The 14567-nt window shown below is 40.2% G+C and carries 15 protein-coding genes; 5 read left to right on the forward strand and 10 right to left on the reverse strand.

What is annotated here, in order from left to right; all coding sequences use genetic code 11:
* The first annotated feature begins 290 nt into the window (after positions 1 to 290).
* Positions 291 to 1472: an MFS transporter gene (locus MHI35_RS18345; RefSeq protein ID WP_144457271.1), complete on the forward strand. Its 1182-nt coding sequence runs from the start codon at positions 291 to 293 to the stop codon at positions 1470 to 1472.
* Positions 1473 to 1490: 18 nt separating this feature from the next.
* Positions 1491 to 2393, forward strand: coding sequence for a quinate/shikimate dehydrogenase (locus MHI35_RS18350; RefSeq protein ID WP_144457273.1), 903 nt, complete (start codon positions 1491 to 1493; stop codon positions 2391 to 2393).
* A gap of 240 nt (positions 2394 to 2633) precedes the next feature.
* Here the strand turns inward: MHI35_RS18350 and MHI35_RS18355 are convergent, their stop codons facing one another.
* From MHI35_RS18355 to MHI35_RS18365, 3 genes are all read right to left on the reverse strand, one after another.
* The gene (locus tag MHI35_RS18355; protein ID WP_335349427.1) at positions 2634 to 3827 is read right to left on the reverse strand and encodes an MFS transporter; all 1194 of its coding nucleotides are present in this window, start codon (positions 3825 to 3827) and stop codon (positions 2634 to 2636) included.
* Between the two features lie 332 nt (positions 3828 to 4159).
* Positions 4160 to 4774, reverse strand: a complete 615-nt coding sequence (locus MHI35_RS18360) for a hypothetical protein (RefSeq protein ID WP_335349426.1) — start codon at positions 4772 to 4774, stop codon at positions 4160 to 4162.
* A 437-nt stretch (positions 4775 to 5211) separates the two neighbouring features.
* On the reverse strand, positions 5212 to 6447 hold the full coding sequence (locus tag MHI35_RS18365) for a TerD family protein (protein WP_335349425.1): 1236 nt from the start codon (positions 6445 to 6447) through the stop codon (positions 5212 to 5214).
* Positions 6448 to 6610: 163 nt separating this feature from the next.
* Between MHI35_RS18365 and MHI35_RS18370 the strand changes: the two genes are divergently transcribed.
* Positions 6611 to 6772, forward strand: coding sequence for a hypothetical protein (locus tag MHI35_RS18370; RefSeq protein ID WP_335349424.1), 162 nt, complete (start codon positions 6611 to 6613; stop codon positions 6770 to 6772).
* 4 nt (positions 6773 to 6776) lie between these two features.
* Here MHI35_RS18370 and MHI35_RS18375 read toward each other — a convergent pair whose 3' ends face one another.
* A complete protein-coding gene (locus MHI35_RS18375; protein ID WP_335349423.1) occupies positions 6777 to 7757 on the reverse strand; it encodes a restriction endonuclease in 981 nt (326 codons plus the stop codon).
* A gap of 155 nt (positions 7758 to 7912) precedes the next feature.
* Positions 7913 to 9352, reverse strand: a complete 1440-nt coding sequence (gene bglA / locus MHI35_RS18380; RefSeq protein ID WP_335349448.1) for a 6-phospho-beta-glucosidase BglA — start codon at positions 9350 to 9352, stop codon at positions 7913 to 7915.
* Positions 9353 to 9537: 185 nt separating this feature from the next.
* On the opposite strand from bglA, the gene MHI35_RS18385 reads away from it, so the two are divergent.
* Positions 9538 to 10248 carry a GntR family transcriptional regulator gene (locus tag MHI35_RS18385; protein ID WP_211062768.1) on the forward strand — a complete coding sequence of 237 codons (711 nt, stop codon included), beginning with the start codon at positions 9538 to 9540 and terminating at the stop codon, positions 10246 to 10248.
* Between the two features lie 42 nt (positions 10249 to 10290).
* Here MHI35_RS18385 and MHI35_RS18390 read toward each other — a convergent pair whose 3' ends face one another.
* Positions 10291 to 10881, reverse strand: a complete 591-nt coding sequence (locus tag MHI35_RS18390; RefSeq protein WP_211062769.1) for an Imm64 family immunity protein — start codon at positions 10879 to 10881, stop codon at positions 10291 to 10293.
* A 173-nt stretch (positions 10882 to 11054) separates the two neighbouring features.
* On the opposite strand from MHI35_RS18390, the gene MHI35_RS18395 reads away from it, so the two are divergent.
* Entirely contained in the window at positions 11055 to 11951 is an 897-nt protein-coding gene (locus MHI35_RS18395; protein WP_335349422.1) for a PhzF family phenazine biosynthesis protein, read from the forward strand.
* Between the two features lie 43 nt (positions 11952 to 11994).
* Here MHI35_RS18395 and MHI35_RS18400 read toward each other — a convergent pair whose 3' ends face one another.
* From MHI35_RS18400 to MHI35_RS18415, 4 genes are all read right to left on the reverse strand, one after another.
* Positions 11995 to 12867, reverse strand: coding sequence for a LysR family transcriptional regulator (locus MHI35_RS18400; RefSeq protein ID WP_335349421.1), 873 nt, complete (start codon positions 12865 to 12867; stop codon positions 11995 to 11997).
* A 5-nt stretch (positions 12868 to 12872) separates the two neighbouring features.
* Positions 12873 to 13382: an LURP-one-related/scramblase family protein gene (locus MHI35_RS18405; protein ID WP_335349420.1), complete on the reverse strand. Its 510-nt coding sequence runs from the start codon at positions 13380 to 13382 to the stop codon at positions 12873 to 12875.
* Positions 13383 to 13486: 104 nt separating this feature from the next.
* The gene (locus tag MHI35_RS18410; protein WP_335349419.1) at positions 13487 to 13828 is read right to left on the reverse strand and encodes a darcynin family protein; all 342 of its coding nucleotides are present in this window, start codon (positions 13826 to 13828) and stop codon (positions 13487 to 13489) included.
* A gap of 70 nt (positions 13829 to 13898) precedes the next feature.
* Positions 13899 to 14489, reverse strand: coding sequence for a Crp/Fnr family transcriptional regulator (locus MHI35_RS18415; RefSeq protein WP_335349418.1), 591 nt, complete (start codon positions 14487 to 14489; stop codon positions 13899 to 13901).
* Positions 14490 to 14567 lie beyond the last annotated feature (78 nt).

Raw genomic sequence — 14567 nt, forward strand, 5'->3', positions numbered from 1 at the left:
ATATCGTTATACCTAATTCATCATATCGTTATTTCTATCAAAAAACAGTTGAGAACGATATTTTATGATTCTGATCAAATCATGAAGTTTCACTTTCTAATCAAGACTGTTATTATATTTTAAACTTTAGTAGAACGATGTACTTAATGAAAGAAGAGATGAATATTCATTAATTTACTCTCATCAATCACACAAGGGGTGTTGTGATGGACTTATGTACATGTAAGGAAATAACAAAGGGTAGACAAAGAATTTGACCTTAAAGGGGTTTCAAATATAGGAGTGGGAACATGAAAAATCCTTATATTAAATCATCAATTGGTATGTATTTAAACTACTTCATGCTTGGCATGATCAATATTATTATAGCTTCCAACATGGACAGCTTATCTGGACGCTACCATGTAGATATTCCGAAAATTAGCTTGCTTGTCTCGGCGATCGGAATTGGTAAACTCATTGCACTCTTTTTCTCAGGCCGGTTAGCCGACAGCTGGGGACGTAAGCCTGTCATTATTACAGGGAATTTTCTTTACTTATTATTCTTAATCGGTATTCCAACGACAACGAGTTATACACTGGCATTTATCCTTGCGATTTCAGCAGGTATTGCAAATTCACTGCTTGATTCAGGAACCTATCCTGCTTTGACTGAGTCATTTCCGAAAAAAGCAAGTTCTGCGTCTGTTTTAGTGAAAGCGTCTGTATCCATTGGGGCGACAGTTCTTCCATTTATCTTGGCGTTCCTAGTGGCACATGACATCTTCTGGGGCTGGGCGTTCTTTGGACTAGGGCTTCTTTATTTACTTGTTGGGATTTACTTAATCTTTATGCCCTTCCCGAATCATAAGCAAGTTTCTTCACAAGACGCTCTTCCAGTACAGGAGCAGCTGAAGGAAGAACCAAAAATGCTTGGCGAAGGCTTAGCTGTTGTACTCATGGGATTCACGTCGACTGCATTGTTTGTCGTATGGCAGACATGGCTTCCGCAGCTCGGGTCAAAACTAATCGGACTTGGCACAGAACAAGCCACACAGCTTCTATCTTATTTTAGTATCGGTGCACTGGTATCTGTTCTCTTGCTGTCGATCGTTTTAGATAAATTCATTTCACCGATTATGGTAGCGATCATTTATCCAATAGGGGCGTTCCTTGCAATGGTTTCACTTTTCCAAATCGAAACATACAGCATTGTCATTGTCAGCACCTTTTTCTTAGGGCTATTTACAGCGGGAATCTTCCAGCTAGCGATGAGTATCATGATGAAACTATTCCCGACAAACAAAGCAACGGCTTCATCCTATGTCAACATTGCGGCAAGCTCTGCGTTTATCCTCGTGCCGCTCATTACAAGTGGATTGGTCAGCACGTACGATATTAAAATGACGTTATTTTTCGATATGATCATTGCGGTTATGAGCGTATTGCTAGCGGTCTTTGTTCTTGGACGCATGAAAAAATTATTTAGATAATTGAAGGAGATGTCAATCATGACAAACATACATGAACGTAATATTGATGGGAAAACAAAATTAGTCGGTCTTCTTGCTACACCAATCGGGCACAGCCTTTCACCACGGATGCATAACCTTGGCTATACACTAACAGGTATCAACTATGCTTATCTTGCATTTGAAGTAGGGAATGATGAACTAGAAGCAGCCGTATATGGTATGAAAGCAATGGGTGCAGCTGGATTTAACGTCTCAATGCCGAACAAAATGAAAGTACTAGATTACTTAGACGAACTAGACGATTCTGCAAAATACACACGTGCAAGTAACACCGTTGTCAACAAGGATGGCAAGCTCATCGGTTACAACACAGACGGTCTTGGATATGTGAGAAACTTGGTTGAACATGGCGTTGAATTAGCCGGTAAAAAGGTCACTCTCGTTGGCTCTGGCGGTGCGGCGACTCCGATTGCGATTCAGCTTGCACAATCTGGTATTCGTGAAATCAGTATTTTTGCTCGCCAAGATCAATACTTTGTTCAAGCCGAAGAAAATGTAAATTACATCAACAATGAAATGAAATCCTTTGGCGTGAAAGCTAACATTTTCCCACTTGAAGACAAAGACGCGTTCCGTCGTGAAGTAGCAGAAAGTGCAATCCTGGCAAATGGGACAAGCCTTGGCATGAAACCACTAGATCAACTCAGCATTATCGATGATACACTTGATGTACTTCGTGAAGATTTGATCGTGACAGATGTCGTATACAACCCGCAAAAAACAAAGCTTCTTGCGCAAGCACAGGAAGCTGGCGCCAAAACCATTAACGGTCTTGGAATGATGCTATGGCAAGGTGCTCTTGCTTACAAACTCTTTACTGGTGAAGATATGCCAGTTGATCAAGTTAAACAAATTCTTTTTGAAAATGACCGTTTCTAAAACAAAAAAAGACGACTTCCTATGCGGAGGTCGTCTTACATTATTGACAAAGGGCTAAAATGATCTTCATTTTAGCCCTTTGTCTTCTTTTCAGCGTGATAGAAAATCTTTGCAGTCTAGGAAGGGCGAGCACAGGAGCGGAGCGAATTTGACATTCGTGAGCGCCGGAGCACAGCCCTGACAACGAATGCGAGGGTTTGTCTTCACGCTGAGACGATTTCCGACAGGGGTCGTCTTTTTTTAATCATGTACCATGATTTGACGGTATCGATACAGGATATACAATGCGCCGATAATGGCCGCAACAGCCACAACTGCATCGAACATAAAGATTTGTAAAATGGACGAGTGACTCTGAATTAAGCCTGTTACGACTGGGATGACGATAGCCGACACGCCGCCCGCTGTGGAAATAATCCCTGTCATCGTCCCTTTGTTTTTCCAGAAAAATTCAGCCATCACAGTTAACGTCAGCTGAAAAACTCCTGCTGTTGAAAATCCCAATATAAAAGCATTGACGGTTCCGATGACCGGGGATTTCACGACCAAGAGTACACAAATAGAAACTAGTGTAATGATTGGATAGATCAGCAGCACAGTGACCGGACGGACAAAACGGCGCAACAGAAATGCGAGCATCACGACAGACAGCAGCCCGCCCATGCTATAGTAACTGAGCAGTTTCACAGCACTGCCCGATGTCATACCCAATATGGCCTCACCGTAAGTAGGAAGCCATATTTGCGGCAACGCATATAACCCATTTGACGTAAAGCTGATCATAATGAGCGCCACCCCTTCTCTCCAAAATGTAGGCTCTGTCGAGAAGCGCGGACGTCCGTCCTGCTCCGTTACCTGGACTTGTTCCACCTTGCGATGATTTGGAAATGGCAAGGTCCATAGCATCAAGACATTCACAAGATAGATCAGAGCAGGAACAAAAAATGCCATTCCATAAAACAAATCATGCTCTGCCAAAAAGAAAATCGCAAGTGGCAAAATAGTTGCCCCAATGGATATAAAGGCCTTCACCATCACATTCGCAGATCCCGAGTTTTGCGGAAAAGCCTCCATTAATGCAGGATACGTTCCTGCGTCCATTGCCGAATTCGCGACCCCTGCCAAAATGGCAAATGCAAACGCGATTTGATAATTTGGAGACAACGGAATTCCGATGAGGAACACAGCCATCAGCACACCCGAAACCAAAATGACAGGCTTTCGCCCAAAACGATCTGATAGAACACCCGATAAACCATACGTGAGCACCCTACCAATGCCAAGAGCCGAAATCATATAACTAATTCCTGCACTATTTGTATCTAACTGTTTGATTAAAAATGGCATATTGGAAGCCAAAATGATATTGACCATACCTAATAAAAAGTAATTCATATATAGACTAGAAGCCGTTCTCACATACGGATTCCTCATCCTGACACACCCCTCAACACCATCGCAATGAAGTGACCATTTATAGATCTTATATGTGAGGAAGAACAGCTTTACAGCCTTCACGTTCATACATCTCATCATGTCATGCAGCTCACCGCTTACATGCCCTTCATGTATCAAGCATTTCTTCAATTTTTTACTGATCTTATTTTATATGAATGTGAAAGGTAATGATAGTGAATTGCTTAAATTTGAGAGGATTTGATACAAAAAAAGGAGTGGCAGGTGGCCACTCCTTTTTGATCGTCTACCAACTTTGACGGTTGACTCTTAATCCAATTAAAAGCTTTTTAAGTGTTCGATAGAAAACCTTAATTCTCGATTTTCTCAATATTTACGCTTGGAATTGTAATATTACCATCTGTCGTGGATTCATATGTAATGACACCCTCAGAAGTACCCATAAGAGTAATTACGTCTCCTTCTAAGACTCGTGATTTAACGAGATCAGCTTGATAAGCGCCATAAACAATATCATTGTAATATTCATCTACAGCTACTCTTATTTCTGTCGTACCGTCACCTTCCATGACTTGGACAACTTCACCTTTAAATTTCACTTTTTTTCCTTTATATTTTTCAGGTGTTCTAGCCAATTGATCGTAAGTGATACCAGTATCGTAACCCTTTTTCTCTTGTTCCTCAGCTTTTTTCTTTGCTAATTCTTCTTTCTTTTTCTCTTCTTCTTTTTTAGCTTTTGCTTCTTCTTCTTTTTTCTTTTCTATTCTCTCCATTTTTTCTTTTGCATCAGCTTCGGCTAACTTTGCATATGGAGCTAACTCATCTACTTTTTTCTGCAGAGTTTCGTTTTCTTTCTTTAGCTTTTCACTTGCTTTTGATGGGGATGAACCAGACATTGCCGATCCGATAAACATAGCAACAATGGCTACTACAATATACTTCCAACTTTTCTTTAAAAACTTCATTTTAAACTTCCTTCCCTCATAACGATATAGTGTTTCATCACAAATTCAATTTCCTGAAACGAACATTTTTGGATGATAATATCTATATCGGTTGGCAAAAGAAATTTTTAACAAAAAATTAGATATTTGTACTCAATTAATTGTTTATTCGAACCAAAAAATATAACTTTGGGACTATTTAAGCAAAAGTTAAATAAAAAAGCTATGGTTTATGCAAGCTGTGCACCAAATTTGTTATTTCTTACACACCCCAAATACTTAGCTCATGATAATATTCCGTTCGTTCTATGCATAATCCAATAAAAATGCGTTTTTTGGAAGTGTCATATAGCTTCGTTCATTAAGTGCTTTCTTCTGCTTTTTCTTTTTAGAGTTTCAATTTTTTGGGGCTTATTATTCATAGAAGTCACCTTTTTTGAGCTAGCCATACATCCTTTTTATTTGTAATCATTGACAGGTCCTTTATCCATCAATACCTCAATTTCATTAGAAGACTTCATTTTTAATTTCGGTCTGCGCTCAGAGTTTGGTTTGCTGTAAAGCTCAAGTGGGCGGATGATTACACCATCATTTGTATTTTGAAGCATACCTGGCACACAAGAATAAATACGATCATTGTCATTGGCATGTTTGGAATGAATCGTCACAGACGTTCCTTGATGATTATCGAGACTCATAGATACTCTATATCTATAAAAAGAACCTGTCCCGTTTGATTGAGCAGAATAAACAACCGGAACGACAGCAAGGATATCATCATTTAACCGAAGTTTAATCACTTCTGTTTTCATTGATTCATGGTCTCTACCGACATCTCCCATATGCTCAACAGCTCCGTTGCCGTAACTTTTGAGAGCAGGAATTCCTTTCGCACCAAACATAGCCACATCTTCTTGCTTTCCTGACTTTGTGTAGACCAATGCATAAATATCATAATCGGTGCCAGACTCCCAAGATACTGTCGCTGTGATCTCAGGCGTTTTCTCAATGATGATCGGTTTATGACCTTTGTCTAGACTAATTTTACCTTGAACTTTTTCTAAACTGATAGGTGCAGCGACTTGCTCTTTAGCTGTTGCCTTCGTTTGAGCAGGATCATCAATTGGTTGTTTTTCAGGAGCCATTGGAGGTGTAGACATCTCCTGTTCATCTGGTTCAACCTCCACTCCATAAAGCTTGCATAGGCCTTCCAGCCCAGAATCGAATCCCCGCCAGATTGATCGTGCTTTCGTATCACCGTTTCTAATATACAGCTCTACTACGACAATGCCCTTTTCATTTGTAAAGTTTACTGGTGTTAGATAAAACACCTCATCGCCTGTTCGAATTTCTGCTTGCAAATGCTTCACTTGAGAAAACCCTGTTCCTTGATCTTCTGTTAATGTAATAGCCATCTTTGTGATTCCAGCAGGCACTCTGCTCATATCAAAATTCAATTGATGCCTTTTCAATTGACCTGATACCTCTGCTGGTAGAAGTGCCGCTGCACCAGAAGCACTCTCTGGTTGATTGTAGAAAATAATGCCATGATCTCCTTCAACTTGATCCGAATCTGTTAAAAGAAACGCCGTTAAAGAAATATCAATGTCAGATGACACTTCATAGCTGATGGATACATGTCCCTTTGGAGAGTTTAGTACGGTATTGGCTCCCATTTGCAGAGTGTGATTCATTACAACAACTCCTATTCTTTATCTACCATTTAACGTTTTTATAGATCAATTATACCAAATCATGTAATGAAACCTATTCATTTCTTTATCTCTTTTCAACCTCTGCAGCGATATGAGACAATGCTAACTAAAAACAAACCATTCTCTCAAAAGGAGTATCAATATGTATAAAAAAATCATTCCTGTTGTTATGGTCATATTCGTCCTTTGGATTCTCCTTCAAATATCCTTGAACATGGAGATCTTTCACAATCCAATGAACTATTTTGTCGCCTTTACTCTCTTTTTTCTTTGTATTCAGGCATTAATAAAACTTAAACAATAAAAAATTACTCTGGCACATACACTTTTCTCAAAGGTAATAAAGATCTTGTCTCTGTTGGCATGTCCTCATACCAATGTACAATAAGATTGACGAGTTCTTCTAAGTCCAATAGATGAACTTCATTATGCTTTGCAACAGCTTTTGCATGAGAGGTAAATCCGCCAGTAGAAACAAATAAACTATTTGCATTCATGGGGTTGGCTCCTAATAGTTGTTGCACTTCTGGTGCACTAGCTGAAGTTTTTCGATGCTTGACTTGTACTTTAATAATAGGTTTTTCAAACCCAAATGCATCTTTATAAGCTAATACATCTACACCGCCGTCAGGACCTTTTGGACTTACACGAACATTGTATGACATGGCTTGCAGTAGGCCCCCGACTAAGTCTTGCATCTTCCATGGGTCTAATTTATCCACCTTATCTGCAATCATCACAGTTGCTTTGCTGACTAAATCTTCAATAATTTCATCTTCTTCGGTTTCATCTTCGGATGCCGGTATAGAAGTAGGGTTTTTCAGTAGGCGTTCAATTTCTTCTCCCCAATCATCTACACGAAAAACTGTGGATATAGAACCGAGGCTGTTTTTAGCTGATTGGCTAAGAGAATCTCGTTTCACTGCGATTGGTTCCCAGTTGACTTGAATATGATTTGGATACATTTTATCCCCTGCTGCTTCATCAAAAAAATGTGGAGCAGTCACCGTACCAACTCGGTATTCACGGCTTTCTTTTATGTATGTAATAATTCGATCTCCCTTTTGAATTTCTCTACTAAACCTCCATACCTGACTAACCCAGCTTCTTCTTGTAAAAGGTTTGCTCTCGGCGAAGATGACATCAGCTCGGGCATTCATTTCTTGCTTTGTTTGATATTGTTTTGGATTACCTAATTTCGGCCAACCGATTGATGCTAAGCCTTTCTCTTCCCACATCGGAATTAAATCATTTTGGTCGCCTGCACGAATCATCCACCATTTCGTCATTTATGATCTCTCCTATTCCACTCTTCTTCTTTCTTACTAAATTATAAGACTTATATCTAGTGAACAAAAGGATATACACACCAATTTTTCCGAAAGAGTACAAAAACCCGAACAAGCATATACCACGCTCATTCGGGTTTCTATTTTTTCCTTTATTACACTTCTTCACCATTCGTGGCAATGACGTTTTGGTACCAAGAAAACGAATCTTTTTTGAGTCTCTTCATTGAGCCGTTGCCTTCGTTGTCGCGGTCAACGTATATCATGCCATAGCGTTTTTTCATTTCACCTGTTGTGAATGACACGATGTCAATGATACCCCAAGGTGTGTAGCCAATCAGGTCAACACCGTCGTATTCGATGGCTTTTTTCAGTGCTTCGATATGAGAAGCGAGATATTGAATCCGTTCTGGGTCATGAATGGAACCATCTTCTTCCACTTGATCAATGGCACCAAATCCATTTTCAACAATAAAGAGCGGGATTTGATAGCGATCGTAAAAACGATTCAACGTATATCTTAAGCCTGTCGGGTCAATGGACCAACCCCAGTCGCTTGATTTGATATAAGGATTGTCTACACCATGCGGAAGAGCTCCGTTGACAATGTCTCCTTCGTTATCAGACACTGCATCACTTTTAACCGTTGTCGACATGTAGTAGCTAAAGCCGAGATAATCTACTTTCCCTTTTCTTAAGCTTTCTTCATCGCCTTCTTCAAATGGAATATGATAGCCTTCGCGTTCGAATTCTTTCAGTGCATAGCTTGGATAGTAGCCCCGAACTTGTACGTCTGGGAAGAAATAGCGTTGTCTCATATATTCTTCAGCAAGCATGACGTCCTCTGGATTTGAGGAATATGGATAGATTGGTACGTGAGATACCATTGCACCAATTTGAAAAGCAGGATTGATTTCTTTGCCTTTTGCTACTGCCCATGCACTTGCTAGTAATTCATGATGTCCTGCTTGATACATAATTTCTTTGGCATTTTCGCCTTCTTTGATAGATACTCCTGAGTTTGTCCATAGGAACAGCGGGTTGTTGACATCCATTTTGTTATTGATTTCATTAAATGTCATCCAGTACGTGACCTTGTCCTTGTAACGATTGAAGCACACTTCAGCAAATTTCGCGAAGTATTCCGCCACTTTTCGGCTTCTGAATCCGCCGTATTCTCTTGCCAAATGAAGCGGCATCTCAAAGTGAGACAGTGTAATCACAGGCTCGATGCCATGCTTGAGCAGTTCATCGAATACATCATCATAAAATTGCAAACCTGCTTCATTCGGTTCCGCTTCATCTCCATTTGGAAAAATTCGGCTCCAGCCGATGGATGTACGCAGGCATTTTAAGCCCATTTCGGCAAACATCGCGATATCTTCCTTGTAACGATGATAGAAATCGATTGCTTCATGGTTCGGATAAAATTTGCTTTCTTCTATCATCTCCGTAATTTGTCTCGGCACTCCATGAGCACCGGCTGTCATTACATCCACAACACTTGGACCTTTTCCTGCTTCATTCCATCCACCTTCAAATTGATGTGCAGCTAATGCGCCGCCCCATAGAAAATCTTTTGGTAATGTCATTATTTATTCCTCCAATTTCACAATAGTTATCATGACGTCCGTTGGCTATATCACTACTAGTATATGTACATTATAATTATACCGGTACAATTTATCAATACATATATAATTTCATTTAACATATCAAAGAAAAATCGGTATGTGCTATAATCAAAGACAATAAATCGTGAAAACAAAGAGGAATAGCTATGTTAAAGTATCAACAAATTGCGAGCGATATTGAAAAATATATTGTCACCCATGAGCTACAGCAAGGAGACAAGCTTCCTGTACTCGAAACCCTCATGAGCCAATTTGCTGTGAGCAAAAGCACCATTATCAAATCATTAGACTTACTCGAAAGAAAAGGAATTATCTATCAAGTGAGGGGCAGCGGCATCTTTGTTCGAAGACATAGGCGCAAAGGCTACATCAGTCTTTTATCCAACCAAGGGTTTAAAAAAGATTTAGAGGAATTTCAACTGACTTCAGAGCTTTTAATACTAGACACCATCAAACCGCCCGAAGAAGCAGCGCTTAATTTGAATATTGAAGAAGATGAGGATGTTTTTTATCTCAAACGCATCCGTTATATCAATGGACAAACCTTATGTCTAGAAGAATCCTATTACCGAAAAACCATCATTCCCTATCTCAACACAGAAATTGCTGCCGATTCTGTTTTTAAATTTATCAGTGAAGGCCTCGGGCTCAAAGTCGGCTTCTCGGATATGTACTTACAAATAGGAAAACTGAATGAAACCGAAGCAAAACACCTCGGCCTTAAACAAGACGATCCCGCTCTCCGCGTCGAAACCGTCTTTCATCTCACAAACGGTCAGCCTTTCGACTTCTCGAAAATCACATATAACTACATGCAATCCCAATTTTTTATTCAGGCGAATAATTATTATGGGTGATGCACAGAAAAAGCCTCCTGAATCAGGAGGCTTTCTTACGATTTACCTTTCAACCTTTACACATTCCATCCTTCTTTCTTGAGAAGAAAGACCGTCCATCGCTACATCACCATAATAAATGTCTATATGATCTCCTTTACCGATTAGAGCAACTGGAAAAGCATGCTGTTTTTGCAGGCACTTTTCGAACTCATCTGGATGAACCTCTACTTCAATTTCATGTCCAATGAACGCATATTCAAACATAAGCGTATGATAAAGATCCACAAGACAGCGTATGATCCCCTGTTGAAGAAGAATGACTTCATGAGAAACAACCTCTGTCCACTTTAAAGAGATAACGAATCCTACGTAACCTGCTTCTTTTTGTATATTGATGGTCATATCATTTAGCTTCGATCCCGACAATTCAAATTCCATATAATAACCTGAAAAGTCATCGTCTTTCATAAGATTCTCTTTTATACTGTGCTCAATCCACATTTCGCCATCAGGATCCTGACTAAACTTTACTTTGGTCACAGACATTTCTTTTTGAGCTAGATCATTAGTCAATTGGCGAAAAGTATTTGGTAAATGAATAGCCTCATAAAAAACGATGCCAATATTGATGTATCCACCTATAGCTATCATGCATCCCTCACTTTATTTTTTCTTTCATTATACTTTACTCAAACCTGTATTCTGAGAAAAACTTACCCTTTACATGAACACTTCCGATTTAAAGTATCAAAAAGATTCATTTTACGAATGCAATGATCAAACTTATGATAAACGTAACAAGATTCTATAGGAGGGTTCATTATATGAGAGACATTAGGGTGTATCATGTCGATGCGTTTACAACTGAGAAATTTGGAGGAAATGCTGCTGGGGTCGTGTTGGATGGTGATCTTTTAACGGAGGATGAGATGCAGAATATCGCCAAAGAGTTGAATTTACCTGAATCTGTCTTCTTGCTCCCTGCACATGATAAAGAAGCTGATTATCGAGTCAAATACTTCACTCCGACAGATGAAGTCAATTTCTGCGGTCATGCGACTGTTGGATTGACTTGGCTTTTGGCAACGGAGCTTGGACTGGCAAAAGAGAAAACAGGGGTCGTGTTAGAAACGAAGATTGGCAATGTTCCTGTTGTATGGCACGAAGAAAATGGCAAAGTCATCGGTGTGGAAATGACGCAGGTGACGCCGAAAACGCAAGATTTTATAATCGATTTAGAAGAGCTTAGTGACATGATTGGTGTCAGCAGTGACCGCATTGATCGATCTTATCCTATCAAATTAGCAAACACCGGAAACTGGCATCTTCTTGTTCCTATGAAGCACCAACAGGACATTGACCAAGCTGCACCAAACTTAGCGGCTTTAGGGAAAATGAATAAAGAGCAGAATATCACGACGACTCACCTTTATACATTTCACACCACAAAAGAAGTTGATCTTTACACGAGGGATTTTGCACCTGGGATTGGGATACCTGAAGATCCTGTGACGGGGGCAGCAAACGGGGCGTTGGCTGGTTATCTTTATGTAGAGGGTATCATTTCTCAGCAAGAAACCACTCGTCTAAACATTGCTCAAGGGGATGCCATTGGCAGACCCGGCATCCTTCGCATTACGGTTATTCCGAACGAATCAAAACCTGTGATCAAAGTGGCAGGCGCAGCGGTTATCACTATTCGCGGCGTGTTGACCATATAATAAATCATCAGCTTGAATGGGAGACATCTCGTTCAAGCTGAATTTACTTAAAATGATCTTTGACGACTTCGATCCATCTTTTGGCCGATGGCGATGCTACTTTAAATGACTTGAACGCCAAGTTGATTTCACGATATACGCTTGTCTCAAGTGGAATCACTTTCGTATGAGACATCTGCGGCGGCAAAATTAATGTCGGAATGATGGTCACTCCGAGCCCTTCTTGAACCATCGAAATGAGCGTATTGTTGTCTCCAATTTCAAATAAAACATGAGGCTTCACGCCTCTTTCTGTTAATAGTTTCTTAATGAGCAGGTCACAACCTGCCTTTGGCATAATGAATGATTCATCATGTAACGAGTCAACTTCTATCACTTTCTTCGTATTGAAGCGATGATCCTCTTGCATGAGCACCACCAATTCATCTTGGAAAAGTGGAATGGTTTCGAATTCTCTCGATGGCTGCGTTAAAAAACCAACATCAATCGTGCCAGATGCAATCCATTCCTCAATCTCCTCATAACCACCTTCATATAACTCTACTTGGATATTGGGATACCTTTTGGTAAAAAGATGAATCAGCTGCGGAAGCATTTTTGAAGAAAAACTAGAGAACGTTCCGATCTTGATACTCCCCACTTCCATTCCTTGAATTAGCGCCGCCTCCTGCTCAAGCAATGACGCATGATGAATGATTTGCCGAATATGCGGCATCACCCGCTCACCTGCGTCCGTTAACGACAACCCGTTTCGATTCCGCCGAAGCAGCACGACCCCTAACTCTGACTCAAGCTTCGCAATATTATGACTGACTCCAGACTGCGTCAAACCAAGCTTCTCCCCGGCTTTTGTAAAACTGCCGCACTCGACGACTGTTAGAAATACTTTGTATTGGAATGTGATCAGTGTGCTCACCTCACTTATGAATTCGTTGTTGCCGTCGACGAAGACCTAGACGCCGCTTCATCCGCCTTCACACAATCAATCGCAACAACGAGTGCAATCATCACAGGCTCCATCTCTTCTTTTAAAATATCGACCTTATAGCTATCCCCCCAAGTAAACCATTCCTTCTTCACTTGGCCGATCACTTCGCCGTTCTGGAGCACTTGGAAATTCATATCCCACCAGTTACCTTGTACTTCTACACCCGCGGCATCAATTGAATATTTTGCTTTAAAGAACGTAAACTCTTTTTTGATCGTCAATACCTCTTGACCACCAACTTCTACTAAAAACTTCGGCAAAAAGCTAAACATTTTCTTCGTAATCAGAGCAATTTCTTCTCGTTCTGTATTCAGAATGGTAAACGTCTTCGGCACCTTCATAAAGCTGCCTTCGACCACATACACATCGTTCTCCTGCTGATCCTTTACCGTAAACCTGCCGCTCAGACTAAATACCTTTTGCTTCATATAAAGCTGTTTCATATGTACCTCCGATTCAGTTCAAAATTTATCCGTTCTTCCCTTACCCTTGATTATACCAAAAAATAGAATGTACAAAAAACCACCTAATAGCAGGTGGTTTTCGATTACTGATCCATGTTCAGAGATTCTTTTTCATATGTTTGAAAAGCATTTTCCATTCCCATGATGACCTCTTTCATTTTGACATAACCACTTGTGTAAGGAATAGAATCTCTAATCTCTTCCCACATAAAATGATAGAATTTTAGGTCATCCGTTTCACACATCACAAAATCTGTGTAATCCTTACCTGGAAGAGCTTCGGCATCAAAAAAGCGCACCGTCACATGTTCCTCATATTTCTGTATCAACTCTTGCAGCGAAGCCGCATGGATTCTGCGCTCCTCTCGTGGTAAAGCAAGCCAAGATGGATAGAACTCTAATAAAACAACCATCATATATTTCATCATCATACCCCCGACTCTTCTACGATGTGATGATTGTACGTCATACCTAGAGAATGTGCATTAACATAGGTTAATGTTCAGCAGTATGCAGCAGCCTGCTCAGCGAAACAGGAGAAATACCGATATATGAGGCAATATGATATTGAGCGATACGTTGATGTAACCCAGGATATTTCAATAAAAACGCCTCATATCGCTCAATGGCTGGCAAATATAGCAGTTCCCTCTCACGCTCTTCCTTTCTCGTATACAGCCTTTCTACACTAACCCGAACAAACCGCTCCCACATATGACTTCTGTCCATCAACATTTGAAGCAGATCATACGGAATTTCAATCACGATAGAATCCTCCATCGCTTCAATCGAATAAGGAGATGGTTGCCCGTTGATCATACTTGCATAAGAAGTAGCAAAATCATCTTCCAACGTAAAAGCCACGTTGTACTCCCTTCCATCCGGTAACAAATAGAAGAGACGGAAGAGACCTGTTATGCAGAAATAGGCATGCTTCACCGGATCGCCAGCCTTGATCATGCATGTACCCGCTTTTAATTGTTTAATCGTTGTTCCATCTTTGAAGGCTTGCCAATGATTTTGTTCGATTGGATAGTTGGATATTTTGGTTTTGAACGTGGCGTATGGGTCAGGTATTTTGTCCATCTGTAAGTTACCTCTCTAGTATTAGAAGATTTGATAAAAAATTGTATCAGAAGACACTCAAGTTATAATGGAAATATA

Source organism: Bacillus sp. FSL K6-3459 (genome assembly GCF_038003305.1).
GTDB classification, from domain to species: domain Bacteria; phylum Bacillota; class Bacilli; order Bacillales; family Bacillaceae; genus Bacillus; species Bacillus pumilus_O.

Bases quoted from the DNA above. Each gene is read 5' to 3' on its own strand.
- MHI35_RS18345 (WP_144457271.1), top strand. From the start codon at position 291: ATGAAAAATCCTTATATTAAATCATCAATTGGTATGTATTTAAACTAC.
- MHI35_RS18350 (WP_144457273.1), top strand. From the start codon at position 1,491: ATGACAAACATACATGAACGTAATATTGATGGGAAAACAAAATTAGTC.
- MHI35_RS18355 (WP_335349427.1), bottom strand. From the start codon at position 3,827: ATGAGGAATCCGTATGTGAGAACGGCTTCTAGTCTATATATGAATTAC.
- MHI35_RS18360 (WP_335349426.1), bottom strand. From the start codon at position 4,774: ATGAAGTTTTTAAAGAAAAGTTGGAAGTATATTGTAGTAGCCATTGTT.
- MHI35_RS18365 (WP_335349425.1), bottom strand. From the start codon at position 6,447: ATGAATCACACTCTGCAAATGGGAGCCAATACCGTACTAAACTCTCCA.
- MHI35_RS18370 (WP_335349424.1), top strand. From the start codon at position 6,611: ATGTATAAAAAAATCATTCCTGTTGTTATGGTCATATTCGTCCTTTGG.
- MHI35_RS18375 (WP_335349423.1), bottom strand. From the start codon at position 7,757: ATGACGAAATGGTGGATGATTCGTGCAGGCGACCAAAATGATTTAATT.
- MHI35_RS18385 (WP_211062768.1), top strand. From the start codon at position 9,538: ATGTTAAAGTATCAACAAATTGCGAGCGATATTGAAAAATATATTGTC.
- MHI35_RS18390 (WP_211062769.1), bottom strand. From the start codon at position 10,881: ATGATAGCTATAGGTGGATACATCAATATTGGCATCGTTTTTTATGAG.
- MHI35_RS18395 (WP_335349422.1), top strand. From the start codon at position 11,055: ATGAGAGACATTAGGGTGTATCATGTCGATGCGTTTACAACTGAGAAA.
- MHI35_RS18405 (WP_335349420.1), bottom strand. From the start codon at position 13,382: ATGAAACAGCTTTATATGAAGCAAAAGGTATTTAGTCTGAGCGGCAGG.
- MHI35_RS18410 (WP_335349419.1), bottom strand. From the start codon at position 13,828: ATGAAATATATGATGGTTGTTTTATTAGAGTTCTATCCATCTTGGCTT.
- MHI35_RS18415 (WP_335349418.1), bottom strand. From the start codon at position 14,489: ATGGACAAAATACCTGACCCATACGCCACGTTCAAAACCAAAATATCC.